The organism is Longimicrobium sp. (assembly GCF_035474595.1).
GTDB lineage: Bacteria > Gemmatimonadota > Gemmatimonadetes > Longimicrobiales > Longimicrobiaceae > Longimicrobium.
In genome coordinates this window covers 1-12,973 of sequence record NZ_DATIND010000111.1, presented here as the reverse complement: position 1 = coordinate 12,973, position 12,973 = coordinate 1, and the positions used below count along the sequence as shown (strand labels likewise).

Annotated in this window: 15 protein-coding genes; 7 read left to right on the top strand and 8 right to left on the bottom strand. The window is 71.0% G+C overall.

What is annotated here, in order from left to right:
* Positions 1 to 20 precede the first annotated feature (20 nt).
* The 3 genes from atpB to VLK66_RS20285 are packed head-to-tail and all read right to left on the bottom strand — an operon-like array spanning position 21 to position 1,626.
* Positions 21 to 1,004 carry a F0F1 ATP synthase subunit A gene (gene atpB, locus VLK66_RS20295; protein WP_325311298.1) on the bottom strand — a complete coding sequence of 328 codons (984 nt, stop codon included), beginning with the start codon at positions 1,002 to 1,004 and terminating at the stop codon, positions 21 to 23.
* Positions 1,001 to 1,375 (bottom strand): hypothetical protein, encoded by a 375-nt coding sequence (locus tag VLK66_RS20290; protein WP_325311297.1) that lies wholly within the window; start codon positions 1,373 to 1,375, stop codon positions 1,001 to 1,003. Before VLK66_RS20290 ends, atpB begins: the two co-directional genes overlap by 4 nt.
* Positions 1,372 to 1,626, bottom strand: a complete 255-nt coding sequence (locus tag VLK66_RS20285) for an AtpZ/AtpI family protein (RefSeq protein ID WP_325311296.1) — start codon at positions 1,624 to 1,626, stop codon at positions 1,372 to 1,374. Before VLK66_RS20285 ends, VLK66_RS20290 begins: the two co-directional genes overlap by 4 nt.
* Positions 1,627 to 1,850: 224 nt before the next feature.
* Between VLK66_RS20285 and VLK66_RS20280 the strand changes: the two genes are divergently transcribed.
* The 6 genes from VLK66_RS20280 (at position 1,851) to VLK66_RS20255 (ending at position 5,890) form a co-directional block, all read left to right on the top strand.
* A complete protein-coding gene (locus VLK66_RS20280) occupies positions 1,851 to 2,306 on the top strand; it encodes a BsuPI-related putative proteinase inhibitor (protein WP_325311295.1) in 456 nt (151 codons plus the stop codon).
* Positions 2,307 to 2,340: 34 nt separating this feature from the next.
* Entirely contained in the window at positions 2,341 to 3,354 is a 1,014-nt protein-coding gene (locus VLK66_RS20275; protein ID WP_325311294.1) for a threonine/serine dehydratase, read from the top strand.
* A complete protein-coding gene (locus tag VLK66_RS20270) occupies positions 3,354 to 3,917 on the top strand; it encodes a gamma carbonic anhydrase family protein (RefSeq protein ID WP_325311293.1) in 564 nt (187 codons plus the stop codon). The genes VLK66_RS20275 and VLK66_RS20270 overlap by 1 nt, the downstream gene beginning before the upstream one ends.
* Positions 3,910 to 5,085, top strand: a complete 1,176-nt coding sequence (locus VLK66_RS20265) for a M42 family metallopeptidase (protein WP_325311292.1) — start codon at positions 3,910 to 3,912, stop codon at positions 5,083 to 5,085. The genes VLK66_RS20270 and VLK66_RS20265 overlap by 8 nt, the downstream gene beginning before the upstream one ends.
* 150 nt (positions 5,086 to 5,235) lie before the next feature.
* Positions 5,236 to 5,592 carry a type II toxin-antitoxin system RelE/ParE family toxin gene (locus VLK66_RS20260; protein ID WP_325311317.1) on the top strand — a complete coding sequence of 119 codons (357 nt, stop codon included), beginning with the start codon at positions 5,236 to 5,238 and terminating at the stop codon, positions 5,590 to 5,592.
* Positions 5,585 to 5,890 carry a helix-turn-helix transcriptional regulator gene (locus tag VLK66_RS20255; protein WP_325311291.1) on the top strand — a complete coding sequence of 102 codons (306 nt, stop codon included), beginning with the start codon at positions 5,585 to 5,587 and terminating at the stop codon, positions 5,888 to 5,890. Before VLK66_RS20260 ends, VLK66_RS20255 begins: the two co-directional genes overlap by 8 nt.
* 76 nt (positions 5,891 to 5,966) lie before the next feature.
* Here VLK66_RS20255 and VLK66_RS20250 read toward each other — a convergent pair whose 3' ends face one another.
* The 5 genes from VLK66_RS20250 to VLK66_RS20230 form a co-directional block, all read right to left on the bottom strand.
* Positions 5,967 to 6,422 carry a universal stress protein gene (locus VLK66_RS20250; protein ID WP_325311290.1) on the bottom strand — a complete coding sequence of 152 codons (456 nt, stop codon included), beginning with the start codon at positions 6,420 to 6,422 and terminating at the stop codon, positions 5,967 to 5,969.
* Between the two features lie 7 nt (positions 6,423 to 6,429).
* The gene (locus VLK66_RS20245; protein WP_325311289.1) at positions 6,430 to 7,806 is read right to left on the bottom strand and encodes an Nramp family divalent metal transporter; all 1,377 of its coding nucleotides are present in this window, start codon (positions 7,804 to 7,806) and stop codon (positions 6,430 to 6,432) included.
* A gap of 199 nt (positions 7,807 to 8,005) precedes the next feature.
* Positions 8,006 to 9,256: an MFS transporter gene (locus VLK66_RS20240; protein ID WP_325311288.1), complete on the bottom strand. Its 1,251-nt coding sequence runs from the start codon at positions 9,254 to 9,256 to the stop codon at positions 8,006 to 8,008.
* A 214-nt stretch (positions 9,257 to 9,470) separates the two neighbouring features.
* Positions 9,471 to 10,784 (bottom strand): cation:proton antiporter, encoded by a 1,314-nt coding sequence (locus tag VLK66_RS20235; protein WP_325311287.1) that lies wholly within the window; start codon positions 10,782 to 10,784, stop codon positions 9,471 to 9,473.
* Complete coding sequence (locus tag VLK66_RS20230) at positions 10,784 to 11,242, bottom strand: hypothetical protein (RefSeq protein ID WP_325311286.1); 459 nt, start codon at positions 11,240 to 11,242, stop codon at positions 10,784 to 10,786. The genes VLK66_RS20235 and VLK66_RS20230 overlap by 1 nt, the downstream gene beginning before the upstream one ends.
* A 196-nt stretch (positions 11,243 to 11,438) precedes the next feature.
* Between VLK66_RS20230 and VLK66_RS20225 the strand changes: the two genes are divergently transcribed.
* Positions 11,439 to 12,800: a M48 family metallopeptidase gene (locus VLK66_RS20225; protein WP_325311285.1), complete on the top strand. Its 1,362-nt coding sequence runs from the start codon at positions 11,439 to 11,441 to the stop codon at positions 12,798 to 12,800.
* Positions 12,801 to 12,973: the final 173 nt, after the last annotated feature.

Genomic DNA, 12,973 nt, shown 5'->3' with positions numbered 1-12,973 from the left:
GACCCGGCACCCGCCGTCACTCAGTGCTCGTGGCGGATCAGCCCGATGAACACCGACGTCAGCACCACGAACACGTACGCCTGCAGGAAGGCGACGAAGAGCTCGAGGAAGGTGAGCATCAGCGCCATCAGCATGGGCCCCACCGCGATGGCCAGCGACCCGAAGGCCAGCGCCACGCCGAAGAGCGAGAGCAGCACGATGTGCCCGGCCATCATGTTGGCCATCAGGCGCACCGCCAGCGCGAACGGCTTCGCCAGCTTCCCCAGCAGCTCCACCGGCGTCATGATGACCGCCATGATGGGCACCAGCGGCTTCGGCAGCCCGTGGGGGACGTACACGATCGTCTTCAGGTACCCCGCCGGCCCCAGCGCCACCATCCCCGACACCTCGACCACGATGAAGGAGATCAGCGCCAGCGCGGCCGTCACCGAGATGTTGGCCGTGGCGCTCGCGCCCCAGGGAAGCAGCCCGAACAGGTTGGCGAAGAGGATGAAGAAGAACAGGGTGATGAGATACCCCGCGTACTTCTCCCCCCCGTGGCCGATGTTGGGCATCACCACCTGGTCGCGGAAGAAGAGCACCGCCGCCTCGACCGCGTTGTGGCGGCGGGCGCCCGGCGAGCGCCCGGTCTCGCGGCGGCGCGCGGCCCGCCCGGCGGGGATGAACACGGCCAGCATCAGCAGCCCGGTCAGCCAGATGAAGACCACGTGGCGGGTCGGCGTCATGTCGACCGGGCCCACCTTCCAGCTCCCCGCCGCGGGAAGCTCCAGCTCGCCGAAGGGCGGGAACTCGAGCGTGCGGCCGTCCTGCACGTGGTGCATGGGGTCGAACTCGGCCGATTCGTGCCCCTCGCCGGCACTGGCGGGGGCGGGCTCGGCGGCCTGCGGCGCGCGCACCGCCTCGGGCGTCTCACGCGAGGGCACCGAGGTCTCCGGCACCTGGGCGTGCAGCGGCCCCGCGGCAGCGGCAAGGACGAGCGCGATCAGCGCGGACTTGAGCTTCATGCTTGCCTGGTCTTCGGCGTACGTGGCTTGAAGAAAGCCGGTTCCATCAGCGTGGTGAGCCAGAACACCGCCGCCAGCGGAAAAAGCGTGGCGCCCAGCGGAAGCCCGGCCTGCGGCACCGCCACCAGCGCCACCACGGCGAACGCGGCGAACCTCACCAGCAGCCCCACCCCGTAGGCGTGCCACACACGCCCGGGAAAGAGCCGCACCATGAACATCCAGAACACCGCCACCTGCACGGCGAACCCCGCCGCCGCGCCCACCAGCACGCCCGTCAGGCTGCCCGGGGCCACGGCGCGCGCGGCCGCGGCGGCCACCGCGGCCGCCACCAGCGCCGCCAGGGCGGTGTAGCGGATTCCCTGCTCCGTCATCGCTTCTCCTTCCTGTCCCGCTCGCGCGGGAGCACCACCAGGCGGCGGTAGATCGACCAGAACCCGGCCACCCCGCCCACCATCACCCCCGCGATCAGCAGCCACGGGTCGGTGCCCAGGCGCCGGTCCAGCCACATTCCGCCCAGCAGGAAGAAGGCGATCGAGGCGGCGAACTGCAGCCCCGCGCCCATCTGCTCGCCCAGGTCGGGACCACCTCCGCGGCGCGGTGGAAGGCGCGGATCCAGTGCCATTCGCGGGCTCTCCGGGGGCTCCAGGGGTGTTGGCGTGCCCAATATACGAGCTTGTGAAATTTTTCGCAAGCACGTCTCCGGGGTGTCACGAACCTTGCTTGACGGGGTGCTCACGGCGTCTCTATCTTGCGCTTCCGCGTCGCGGGAAAGGTGCGCCGCGGCTTCGATTTGCCGCGCCTGTCGGGCCGCCGCGCGGGCCCGCCCACCCCACTACCGGGAACCCCATGCGCTCCGTGCTCGCCTTCGCCGCCGCCGCGCTGCTGGCCGCCTGCGACCCGTTCCCCGTCCCCGCCGCCCCCGCGCCCGAGGGAGGGGCGTCCGGCGGCGCCTCCACGGGCCCGCTCGCGGCGTCGTTCCAGATCCAGCCCGCGGGCGACAGCGTGACGTTCGTGCTGGCCGTCACCAACTCCACGCAGGCGCCGCTGGCGCTGGAGTTCCGCAGCGGGCAGCGGTACGACTTCGCCGTGAGCGACGGCGGGCGCGAGGTGTGGCGGTGGAGCGCGGAGCGGATGTTCACGCAGGCGCTCGCCACCGAGACGCTGGCGCCGGGGCAGACGCTCACCTGGCGCGAGGTGTGGCGCCCCGATGCGTCGCTCCGCGGCCGCTCGCTGACCGCCACGGCCCGGCTCGCCTCCGCCAGCCACCCGGTGGAGCGCACGCAGACCTTCCGCCTGCCGTGAGAACGGCGCGCGCCGCCGCAGGAATCGTTCCCCGGTGACCACCACGGACCCCGCCGCCGCGGCCCCGCATCAGGCGTTTGCCGCGGACGCGCCGCTCCCCGCGATCGGCGACGTGCGGGCGGCCGCGCGGCGCATCTCGGGCGTGGTGCGCCGCACCCCGCTGGTGCGCTCCGACGCGCTGTCGGAGCTCGCGGGAACCGACGTCTGGCTGAAGCTCGAAACCCTGCAGCGCACCGGTGCGTTCAAGCTGAGGGGGGCGTACAACTTCGTCGCCTCGCTCGCGGACGCGGAGCGCGCGCGGGGGCTGGTGACCGCGTCCGCCGGGAACCACGGGATCAGCGTCGCCCTCTCCGCCCGCCTCCTCGGCGCCAGGGCCGTCGTCTTCGTCCCCGACGACGCGCCGGAGGGAAAGCGGCGCCGCATCGCCCGCGAGGGCGCGGAGCTGCGGCTCGTCGCCGGCGGCTACGACGCGGCGCACGCGGCGGCCGAGGCGTTCGCGGAGGAGAGCGGGGCTCGCTTCGTGAACGCCTTCAGCGACCCCGCCGTCGTCGCCGGGCAGGGAACGGTGGGGCTGGAAATCTTCGAGGAGCGTCCGTCCATTCGTACGGTGGTGACGCCCGCGGGCGGCGGGGGGCTGATCGGGGGGATCGGCGTGGTGGCGCGGGCGATCGGTGACGGCGTGCGCGTCGTGGGCGTCCAGACGGACGAGACCGCGGCGCTCCACGCATCGCTCGCCGCCGGGCGGCCGACGTCCTCCGTCTACGGGCCGACGCTCTGCGAAGGCCTGAGCGGCGACATCGACGAGCGCGCCTTCCGGCTGGCGCGCGAGGTGGTGGACGAGGTCGTGCTCGTATCGGAGGACGCGGTGCGGCGGGCGATCCGCTGGCTGGCGGCGGAAGAGGGGATCATCGCCGAGGGCTCGGCCGCCGTCTCGGTCGCGGCGCTGCTGGAGGGCGCGGCGGGGGAGATGCGGGGTCCCGTGGCGGTGGTGCTGACGGGAAGCAACCTGGACGCGGGCCGCCTGGCCGCGATCCTGAGCGGAGACTGATGGCGAACATCCTGCCGTACAACGGGGTCCACCCGCGCATCCACCCCTCGGCGTTCATCGCGCCCACGGCGGTGGTGATCGGGAACGTGACGATCGGGGAAGAGGCCAGCGTCTGGTTCGGCGCGGTGATCCGCGGCGACGAGCCGGACTTCGAGATCGCGGTCGGCGCGCGCACCAGCATCCAGGACAACGTGGTGCTGCACGTGAGCCGGCAGGGGGCCACGGTGATCGGTGCGGACGTCACCGTCGGCCACGGGGCGATCCTGGAGAGCTGCGTGGTGGGCGACGGCGCGCTGATCGGGATGAACGCGGTGGTGCTGCAGCGCGCCGTCGTCGGCGAGCAGGCGCTGGTGGCCGCGGGCGCGGTGGTCGGCTCGGGGAGCACGGTGCCGCCGCGGTCGATGGCGGCGGGGACGCCGGCGGTGGTGAAGAAGGAGCTGCAGGGCGAGTCGCTGCGCTGGGTGAGCACCAGCGCGGCCCATTACGTGGAGCTTTCGCGTACCTACCTGGCGCAGGGGATCGGCCGCGTGGACGGCCGGACGGGAGATGGCAAGGATGGCTGAGCTCACGCGCAGGGAGGCTTCTCCCGGCGACGACGGGGAGGGCGCCGCGCGGGGCGCGGCGGCGCACGACGGCGCTCCGCCCGCGACGCGCCGTTCCGCGGACGCGGGCGGCGGGAACGACGGCCAGGTAGAGGCCGTGGAGGAGCTGCTGCGGACGCTGACCGCGCTCTCCGGCCCCACCGGGCAGGAGGACGAGGTGCTGGCGTGGGTGCGGCGCGAGTGGGAGCCGCTGGGCGAGGTCACGCAGAGCCCGGTGGGGAACCTCTTCCTCCGCCTTCCCGGGCCCGGCCCCCGCGTGCTGATGGCCGCGCACGCCGACGAGCTGTCGCTGATCGTGCGCTCCGTCACGGCCGACGGCTTCCTGCGCGTCCTTCCCGGCGAGCGCGACCAGCACTCCTTTCCCTACTTCATCGGCACGCAGCTGAAGGTGCTGGCCGACGGCGGCCCGCTTCCCGGCGTGGTGGCCACCACCACCGGCCACGCGCTGACGCCGGAGCAGAAGAACCGCACCACGCTGGCGTGGGACGACCTGTTCGTGGACGTGGGCCTCACCGCCGCCGAGTGCGCCGAGGCCGGGATCCGCGTGGGGACGCGCATGGTGTGGGACCCGCAGGTGCGCCGCATGGGCCGCCTTCTCGTCGGCAAGGCGATGGACGACCGGCTGGGCGTGGCCGTGCTGGTGGAGGTCGCGCGCCGCATCGCGAACGCGGAGCGGCGCTTCGACGTGACGCTCGCGCTGACCGTGCAGGAGGAGATCGGAATGCTGGGCGCCAGCTCGCTGGCGCGCGACGGGCGCTCGTTCGACATCGGCTTCATCATCGACAACGGCCTGGCGGGCGACATCCCCACCGTCTCCGAGGGGCACGTGCCGGTGAAGCTGGGCCTCGGGCCCGCGCTGGTGCACCGCGACTCGTCGGTCCACTACTCACGCCGGCTGATCGGGGAGATGCGCGCGGTGGCCGAGCGCGACGGCATCCCCGTGCAGGACGTGGTGCTCTACCACTACTCGTCCGACGGCGCGCACCTGGTGCGGCAGGGGATGGAGTCGCTGCTCGTCGCCCCACCCATCCGCTACTCGCACTCGCCCTTCGAGGCCATCGACGTGCGCGACGTGGAGGCGACGGTGCGGCTCTTCGAGGGCTACCTCACCGACCGCGGCAACAGCTGAAAACAGCAGGCTTCACGCGGAGGAGCAGAGAAGCGGAGACGACACCTCCGTTTCTCTGCTTCTCTGCGTGATCTCCGTGATCTCACCCTGGATCGGTGAGGATTGCGAGAATCCCACTCCCGCCAAGTTCACTTGCAGGTTAACTTGAACATGCGCGAGATTCGATTCTACATCACGCCGTCCGGAAGATCTCCCGTCGAGGAGTTCCTCGACTCCCTGTCCGGGAAACAGGCGCAGAAGGTGATCTGGGTCCTCCGCGTGGTGGAGGAGATGGGGATCGTGCCTGCGCAATACTTCAAGAAGCTCCCCGGCACGGACGACCTCTGGGAAGTCCGCGTGCAGCACGGTGGCGATACCTTCCGCCTGCTGGGCTTCTTCGAAGGGCCGCGGCTCGTGATCCTGGTGAGCGGATTCAGCAAGAAAGCACAGGCGATCCCGCGCCAGGAGATCTCGGTCGCCGAAGAACGGAAACGTGAGTACGAGAGCAGGAGGCGAGACGATGAGTGATCTGGACCGGTACACACGGCGGCGAGCCGCGCGCGATCCCGAGTTCGCGGAGGGGCTGGAGAGCGGCTACGCGGACTTCAAGATCGGGATTCTGCTTCGGGAAGCACGCAAGGAAGCGGGGCTGACACAGGAGGAAATGGCGAAGCGCCTGAATACGAAGAAGAGCGCGATCAGCCGGCTCGAGAACCGGGCCAGCGACATCCGGTTGTCCACGCTGGAGCGGTATGCCCGCGCGCTCGGATGCCGCCTCTCGCTCGAGCTCCATCCGGCGCGGCTTGCCCAAACGAGAGCTGTCTGACACGGCGCGTCCAGCGTTCATGCGAAGCGGCCCGGCACTTCTCCTGGAGTACCGGGCCGCTGTCTCTTGCACTGAGCTACCGCGGCACCGGCGCGGGGCCGCGGACGCGGGGGTGGCCGCGGACGAGGAGCACGGGGATCAGGGAGCGGTGGCGGACCTCGTTGGCCACGCTGCCGTACAGCAGGTCGGAGATGAAGCGGTGGCCGTGCGTGCTCATGGCGATCAGGTCGCACTCCTCGCGCTCGGCCATCTGCACGATCTCGCGCGACGGATCGCCGCCGGCCAGCACCGCGTCGACCTCGATCCCCGCTTCGGCCAGCCGCGCGGCGATGGACTCGAGGTACGCGCGGTCGCGCTCCATCTCCTCGCTCTCGCGCAGGTTCAGCTGGCGCCAGTTGCGCGCCACCCACCCGTCGGCCACGTGCACCAGCAGCACCGACGCGCCGCACACGCGCGCCAGCCGAACCACGTGGTCCAGGATGGCCTCGTCGTACGGCGTGTTCTCCAGCGGAACCAGGATGCGGTGATACATGGCCTCTTTACCCCCCGATCCAGCCGCCGACGGTCTGCATCAGCAGCCATGCGTTCAGCCCCGCGATCAGCACCGCCACCGTGTACGCCAGCCCCTTCACCCACCACGCGTTGGCGAACTCGCCCATCTTGCGGCGGTCGCTGGTGAAGCCGACCAGGGGGAAGACGGCGAAGGAGAGCTGCAGGCTCAAAATCACCTGGCTGAGCACCAGCAGCTTGGCCGTCCCGTTCTCGCCGTAGATCACGGCCACGATCACCGCGGGAACGATGGCGATGGCGCGGGTGATCAGCCGCCGCATCCACGGGCGCATCCGCAGGTCCAGAAACCCCTCCATCACGATCTGCCCGGCCAGCGTGCCGGTGAGCGTGGAGTTCTGCCCCGAGGCCAGAAGCGCGAAGGCGAAGACGGCGCTGGCCCCGGCCGCGCCCAGCAGCGGCGTGAGCAGCTTGTACGCGTCCTGGATTTCGGCCACGCCGGTGTGGCCGGTGCGGTGGAAGGTGGCCGCGGCCACGATCAGGATGGCGGCGTTGATGAACAGCGCCAGCGTGAGCGCCACGGTGCTGTCGAGGAAGGCGTAGCGCACCGCCTCGCGCTTCCCCTCGGCGCTGATCTCGTAGCGCCGCGTCTGCACGATGGACGAGTGCAGGTACAGGTTGTGGGGCATGACCGTGGCGCCCAGGATGCCCATGGCAAGGTAGAGCATCTGCGGGTTGCGCACCACGTCCACGTGCGGCACGAAGCCGCCCAGCATCTCGCTCACGTCCGGCCGCGCCAGCAGGATCTCGAAGAGGAAGCACCCGCCGATGAGCGCCACCAGCGCGATCACCAGCGCCTCCAGCAGCCGGAACCCCTTCTTCTGCAGCAGCAGGACGATCAGCACGTCGAGCGCGGTCAGCACCACGCCCACCGCCACGGGAATGCCGAAGAGCAGGTTCAGCGCGATGGCCGAGCCGATGACCTCGGCCAGGTCGCAGGCGGCGATGGCCAGCTCGCACAGCACCCAGAGCGCGAACGAGACGGGGCGGGAGTAGTGGTCGCGGCACGCCTGCGCCAGGTCGCGCCCGGTGACGATCCCCAGCTTGCTGGACAGCCCCTGCAGCAGCACCGCCATCATGTTCGACAGCAGCACCACGCACAGCAGGCGGTAGCCGAAGGCCGAGCCGCCGGCCAGGTCGGTGGCCCAGTTCCCCGGGTCCATGTAGCCCACGGCCACCAGGTACCCCGGCCCGGCGAACGCCAGGAACTTGCGCCACCGTGATTTTCCGGCGACGGGAATCGAGCGGTACACGTCGGCCAGGCTGGGCGCCACGCGCGCCCGCCTCCACCCCGGCTCCGCCTCTTCCTTCTCGGCCGGCCTCCGCCAGCGCACGCGTTCAGGAAACACGATCTGTATCTTTCAAGATTCCAAGTCCGATTTTTAAACTCGCTTAAAAATCCTAACACGCGGCTCCCGGTGGCGCAAGAGTGCCGGGAATGCCCGGCGGCGGAAAGGCGACTGAAGTCGCGGCAACAACTACGGAAAGCCTCGCAAACTGCGCGAGGCTTCAACTGCGACAAAATCTTTTAGCCACCTGTCGTCGAGGCTACTCCGGCACCTCCGCGACCGCGCCGAATTCGACGCCCTTCTTCTCCCTGCCCAGCCACACGACCACGGCGGCGAAGGTGAAGACGGTGACGGCCATCATCGCCATGCTGGCCGCGTACGAGCGGCCGGTGGCGAACACGGACTCCAGGTAGGCGACCGAGCTGGCGATCAGCACGCCGCACTGGTACGCGAAGCCGGGGAGGAAGCCGCGCACGCTGTCCGGCGCCAGCTCGGTGATGTGCGCGGGGATCACGCCCCAGGCGCCCTGCACCATGAACTGCATCAGGAACGCGCCGACGACGAGCAGCGCCAGCGACGGCGCGAACGCCCACAGCGGCACCACGCAGATGCCGCCCACCAGCGACAGCACGATCGCCCGCCGCCGCCCGATGCGGTCCGAGTTCATCCCCACCACCAGCCCGCCGGCGATGGCGCCCAGCATGGAGATGGCCGTCAGCACCGCCCGCCGCCCGGGGGTGAATCCCCAGTCCCGCTGCAGGAAGGTGGGATACATGTCCTGCGTGCCGTGGCTGGCGAAGTTCATCCCCGCCATCATCACCGTGAGGTACAGGAACAGCTTCCACTGGCCGCCGATGGCCGCGCCCAGCCCGCTCCACGTGGCGTGCCGGGTGCGCTCCCACACCTCGCTCTCCTTCACCCGGTAGCGCACGAACACCGCCAGGAGCGCGGGAAGGCCGCCGATGAAGAAGAGCGGCCGCCATCCCCAGCGCGGGAACACGACCCAGTAGGCGAGCGCGGCCAGGAGGTACCCGGCCGCGTACCCCTCCTGCAGCAGCCCCGACAGCACGCCGCGCAGCTTCCGCGGCGCCTTCTCCATCGCCAGCGACGCGCCCACGCCCCACTCGCCGCCCATACCGATGCCGAAGAGCGCGCGGAACACCAGGAACCAGGTGAACGACGGCGCCAGCCCGGTCAGCACGGAAAGGAGGGAGTAGAAGACGAGGTTGATCATCAGCGGGCGGCGGCGGCCGTAGCGGTCGGCCAGCAGCCCGAAGACCAGCGCGCCCACCGGCCGGAACGCCAGCGTGAGCGTGATGGCGAGCGCGACCTCCCTGTCCGCCTTCCCGAAGCTGTGCCCGATGGCGGTGAGGCACATCACCACGAGAAAGAAGTCGAACGCGTCCAGCATCCAGCCCAGGAACCCGGCCAGCACGGCCGCGCGGTGGTCGCCGCCCCCGGCGGAGGCGGGGGATGGAGATGCGGAGCGCGCGAACGTTTCGGTCGCCATCGGCAGGGCGCGGAGGATGGGGATCGGGATGGTGACGGATGGGAGACGCGGAGAAGATGCGGCGGCGGAGCGGAGATGCAAAGATGTTGCTGTCACCTCTCCCAGGCTGTTTTGGGAGAGGTCGAAAAATGGAGATGGGGCGAGACGGCCGTTATGTCTCGCCCCATCTCCATTTTTCGGGTGAGGGCCCCCGCGGCGGCCGTGGTGCGCACCGTCACACGATCAGCTCCACCCGCTCGCCCTCTCCCTCCACCTCGTCCGAGTCCACGCCGGCGTCCCTGTCCGCGTCCACGCTCGTGCGGCGGATGAGGCGGGCGGGGTAGACGAGCTCCAGGAGCGGCGAGGTCATGAAGGTGGTGGCCAGCGCCATCAGCACCATCATCGCGAACACGGCGGGGGAGATGACGCCGATGTCCAGGCCGATGTTCAGGATCACCAGCTCCATCAGCCCGCGCGTGTTCATCAGCGTGCCGATGGCGCCCGCCTCGCGCCACCGCATCCCCGTCATCCGCGCGGCCACGGCGCCGCCGCCCAGCTTCCCGGCCACGGCGACGAGGACGATCAGGCCGCAGAAACCCCACATCTCCGCGCCCTCCACCAGCCCGATGCGCGTGCGCAGGCCGGTGAAGGCGAAGAAGAGGGGGAGGAGGAGCACCACCGTCACGTCCTCCAGCTTTCCCGTGAGCGCGTGGACGAACCCCTCGCCCTTGGGCATCACCGCGCCGGCCAGGAAGGCGCCGAAGAGCGCGTGGATCCCCAGCGCCTCGGTGGTCCACGCCGAGGCCAGGGTGACCAGGAGGACGATGGCCAGCACGTCCTGCGTCACCCGGCCGTCGCGCTCGTACCGCCGCTCCAGACGCGCCAGCAGCGGCCGTGCGACGAAGATCATCGCCGCCACGAAGGCGGCGGAGCCGAGCGCGGTGCCCCACCACGGCAGCCCGGCGTGCCCCGCGCGGACCAGCGCCACCACGCCGGCCAGGATGCACCACGCCGTCACGTCGTCCACCGCCGCGCAGGCGAGCGCCACGGCGCCCACGCGGGTGCGCAGCAGGTCGCGCTCGGTGAGGATGCGCGCGAGCACGGGGAAGGCGGTGACGCTCATCGCCGCGCCCATGAAGAGCGCGAAGCCGGTGAAGGTGACGCTCCCGTCCGAGAGCCGCGGATAGAGATGGAGCGCGAGGAGCGAGCCCAGGAAGAAGGGGATGGTGATGCTGGCGTGGCTGGTGACCAGCGCCGTGTAGCCGCGGCCGCGCAGGAGGCGCGGGTCCATCTCCAGCCCCACCAGGAACATGAAGACGAGGAGGCCGACCTGGCTGATGGAGCTCAGGAACCCCAGCGACTCGGCGGGAAAGAGCGACGCCGAGACGCCCGGCGCCAGCCAGCCGAGGAGCGACGGGCCCAGCAGGATCCCCGCCACCATCTCGCCCATCACCTGCGGCTGGGCGATGCGGCGGAAGAGGAGCCCCACCGCCCGCGCGGCCACGACGACGACGGCGATCTGCACGAGGAGAAGGCCCAGGTGCGGCATCAGCGGCGCCCTTCCTCGCCCGGGCGGCGGCCGATGCGCGCGGCGGTGTACGGCCCCTCGCACCCGTCCCGCGACGGCGACTCCAGCGCGAACGCCATCCGCCGCGGGGCCGCGGCGGTGTCCACGCGGGCGCGGATCACGGTATGCGGCGCGTCCCAGCAGTTGTCGCGCGGAGGGCCGCCGCCGGAGCGCACGACGAGGGAATCGCCGCGCAGCCGGCCGCGGTACTCGCGCCCGAACAGCGTCACCGCGACGTGGGTGCCGGACTGCGCGACGGTGAAGCGCATCTCCTCCAGCTCGCCGGCTGTGGGCGGGCGCACCATCCGGCGCGGCCACTCGATCTCCCAGCGGCCGCCGACGTCGGGCGGCGCGTGCAGGGCGCGGCCCGCGTGGAGCACGGCGGCCAGCCCGGCAAGCGGCAGTCCGACGAGCGCGGCGTAGGCCAGGAGCGGCTTCATCGCTTCGGGAGATGGGATCGGGATCGCACGAAAAATCCGCCCGGCGGGTGCGGGCGGATGCATGCGCGGAAATCTACCGCGTGCGGCGATGCCGCGAAACAAGGCCGGTCTCCTTGCCGCATCCGGCCCCGGGCGCGAGCATGTACGCGCTTTCCCGATCTTCATCCCCCCTGCCCCACCCGACCCGGACCGGACCATGCTCCGCACCCTGCTCCTCGCGCTGGCGCTCACGCTGGCGCCGGCGCTCGCCCCCGCGCAGGCGCCGGCGCCGCCCGCGGACACCGCGCACGCCGCCGCGGCCGGGCTCCCCGCGCCGAACCCGCCGCCGGTCGCCGCATCCGCCGCCGCGCCGTCGCCCGCGGACACGGGCGCGGTCCCCGTCCCGCCTGCGTCGGAGAAGGCGCTCCGCTACGAGCGCAGCGGGAACGTGCTGTGGGTGATCGGCACGCTGTGGAGCCTCCTCATCCCCGCGCTGATCCTGTTCACCGGCCTCTCGGCGCGGATCCGCGACCTGTCGCGGCGGCCGGGGCGGAAGTGGTACTTCACGCTGGCGATCTACGGCGCGCTCATCACCCTGCTGCTGTTCGTGGTGAACCTGCCGCTGGCCTTCTACGAGGAATTCGTGCGCGAGCACGCGTACGGGCTGTCGAACCAGACGTTCGCCAAGTGGGCCACGGACGCGCTGACGAACCTGGTGATCGGGATCGTGGGCGTCGCGCTGGTGATGTGGGTGCCGTACCTGCTGCTGCGGAAGAGCCCGCGCCGGTGGTGGCTGTGGACGGCGCTGGCGGGGATCCCGCTGATCGTGGTCACGGTGTGGCTGCAGCCGCTGCTGATCGAGCCGATGTTCAACCGCTTCGGCCCCATGCACGACAGGGCGCTGGAGCAGCGGATCCTGGCCGAGGCCGAGCGCGCGGGGATCGAGGGCGGGCGCGTGTACGAGGTGAACAAGAGCGTGGACACCAAGGCGGTGAACGCGTACGTCACCGGCTTCGGCGGCAGCAAGCGCATCGTGCTGTGGGACACCATCCTGCGGAAGCTGGACGCGCGCGAGCTGCTGTTCGTGATGGGGCACGAGATGGGGCACTACGTGCTGAAGCACATCGCCATCCTGCTGTCGATGTTCGTCGCGCTCTTGCTGGCGTGCCTGTGGCTGGTGCACGCGTCGTCGGGATGGCTGATCCGGCGCCACGGCCGCCGCTTCGGCTTCGACCGGCTGGACGACATCGCCTCGTACCCGCTGCTGGCGCTGATCGTGGGCGTGGTGGGGTTCGCCATCACCCCCATCCCCCTCGCCGTCTCGCGCCACCTGGAGCACGAGGCCGACCGCTTCGGGCTGGAGCTGACGCGCGACAACCACGCGGCGGCCACGGCGTTCGCCAAGCTGCAGGAGGAGAACCTGGCCACGCCCTACCACGGCACGCTGTACAAGCTGTGGCACGACAACCACCCGCCGCTGGGCGAGCGCATCGAATTCTGCAACACGTACAAGCCGTGGGCGCACGGCCAGCCGCTGAGGTACGGCGGGCACTTCAAGGACCCGGCGCCGGCGCGGTGACCGGCATCCGGGGGGATTTTCACGCTTCCCCGCACCGGCGACTGAAGTCGCAGCGTAATCGTTCAGTCGGTGCAACAAAGTTGTGGACTTTGTCCACGAGAGCCACTACATCTTGTGGCTCATGAGCCTCATCGAGCAGTTGGAAGCGAGTGGCGAGGTCCTTTCGCCTGCGG

Bases quoted from the DNA above. Each gene is read 5' to 3' on its own strand.
- atpB (WP_325311298.1), bottom strand. From the start codon at position 1,004: ATGAAGCTCAAGTCCGCGCTGATCGCGCTCGTCCTTGCCGCTGCCGCG.
- VLK66_RS20290 (WP_325311297.1), bottom strand. From the start codon at position 1,375: ATGACGGAGCAGGGAATCCGCTACACCGCCCTGGCGGCGCTGGTGGCG.
- VLK66_RS20285 (WP_325311296.1), bottom strand. From the start codon at position 1,626: ATGGCACTGGATCCGCGCCTTCCACCGCGCCGCGGAGGTGGTCCCGAC.
- VLK66_RS20280 (WP_325311295.1), top strand. From the start codon at position 1,851: ATGCGCTCCGTGCTCGCCTTCGCCGCCGCCGCGCTGCTGGCCGCCTGC.
- VLK66_RS20270 (WP_325311293.1), top strand. From the start codon at position 3,354: ATGGCGAACATCCTGCCGTACAACGGGGTCCACCCGCGCATCCACCCC.
- VLK66_RS20265 (WP_325311292.1), top strand. From the start codon at position 3,910: ATGGCTGAGCTCACGCGCAGGGAGGCTTCTCCCGGCGACGACGGGGAG.
- VLK66_RS20260 (WP_325311317.1), top strand. From the start codon at position 5,236: ATGCGCGAGATTCGATTCTACATCACGCCGTCCGGAAGATCTCCCGTC.
- VLK66_RS20255 (WP_325311291.1), top strand. From the start codon at position 5,585: ATGAGTGATCTGGACCGGTACACACGGCGGCGAGCCGCGCGCGATCCC.
- VLK66_RS20250 (WP_325311290.1), bottom strand. From the start codon at position 6,422: ATGTATCACCGCATCCTGGTTCCGCTGGAGAACACGCCGTACGACGAG.
- VLK66_RS20240 (WP_325311288.1), bottom strand. From the start codon at position 9,256: ATGGCGACCGAAACGTTCGCGCGCTCCGCATCTCCATCCCCCGCCTCC.
- VLK66_RS20235 (WP_325311287.1), bottom strand. From the start codon at position 10,784: ATGCCGCACCTGGGCCTTCTCCTCGTGCAGATCGCCGTCGTCGTCGTG.
- VLK66_RS20230 (WP_325311286.1), bottom strand. From the start codon at position 11,242: ATGAAGCCGCTCCTGGCCTACGCCGCGCTCGTCGGACTGCCGCTTGCC.
- VLK66_RS20225 (WP_325311285.1), top strand. From the start codon at position 11,439: ATGCTCCGCACCCTGCTCCTCGCGCTGGCGCTCACGCTGGCGCCGGCG.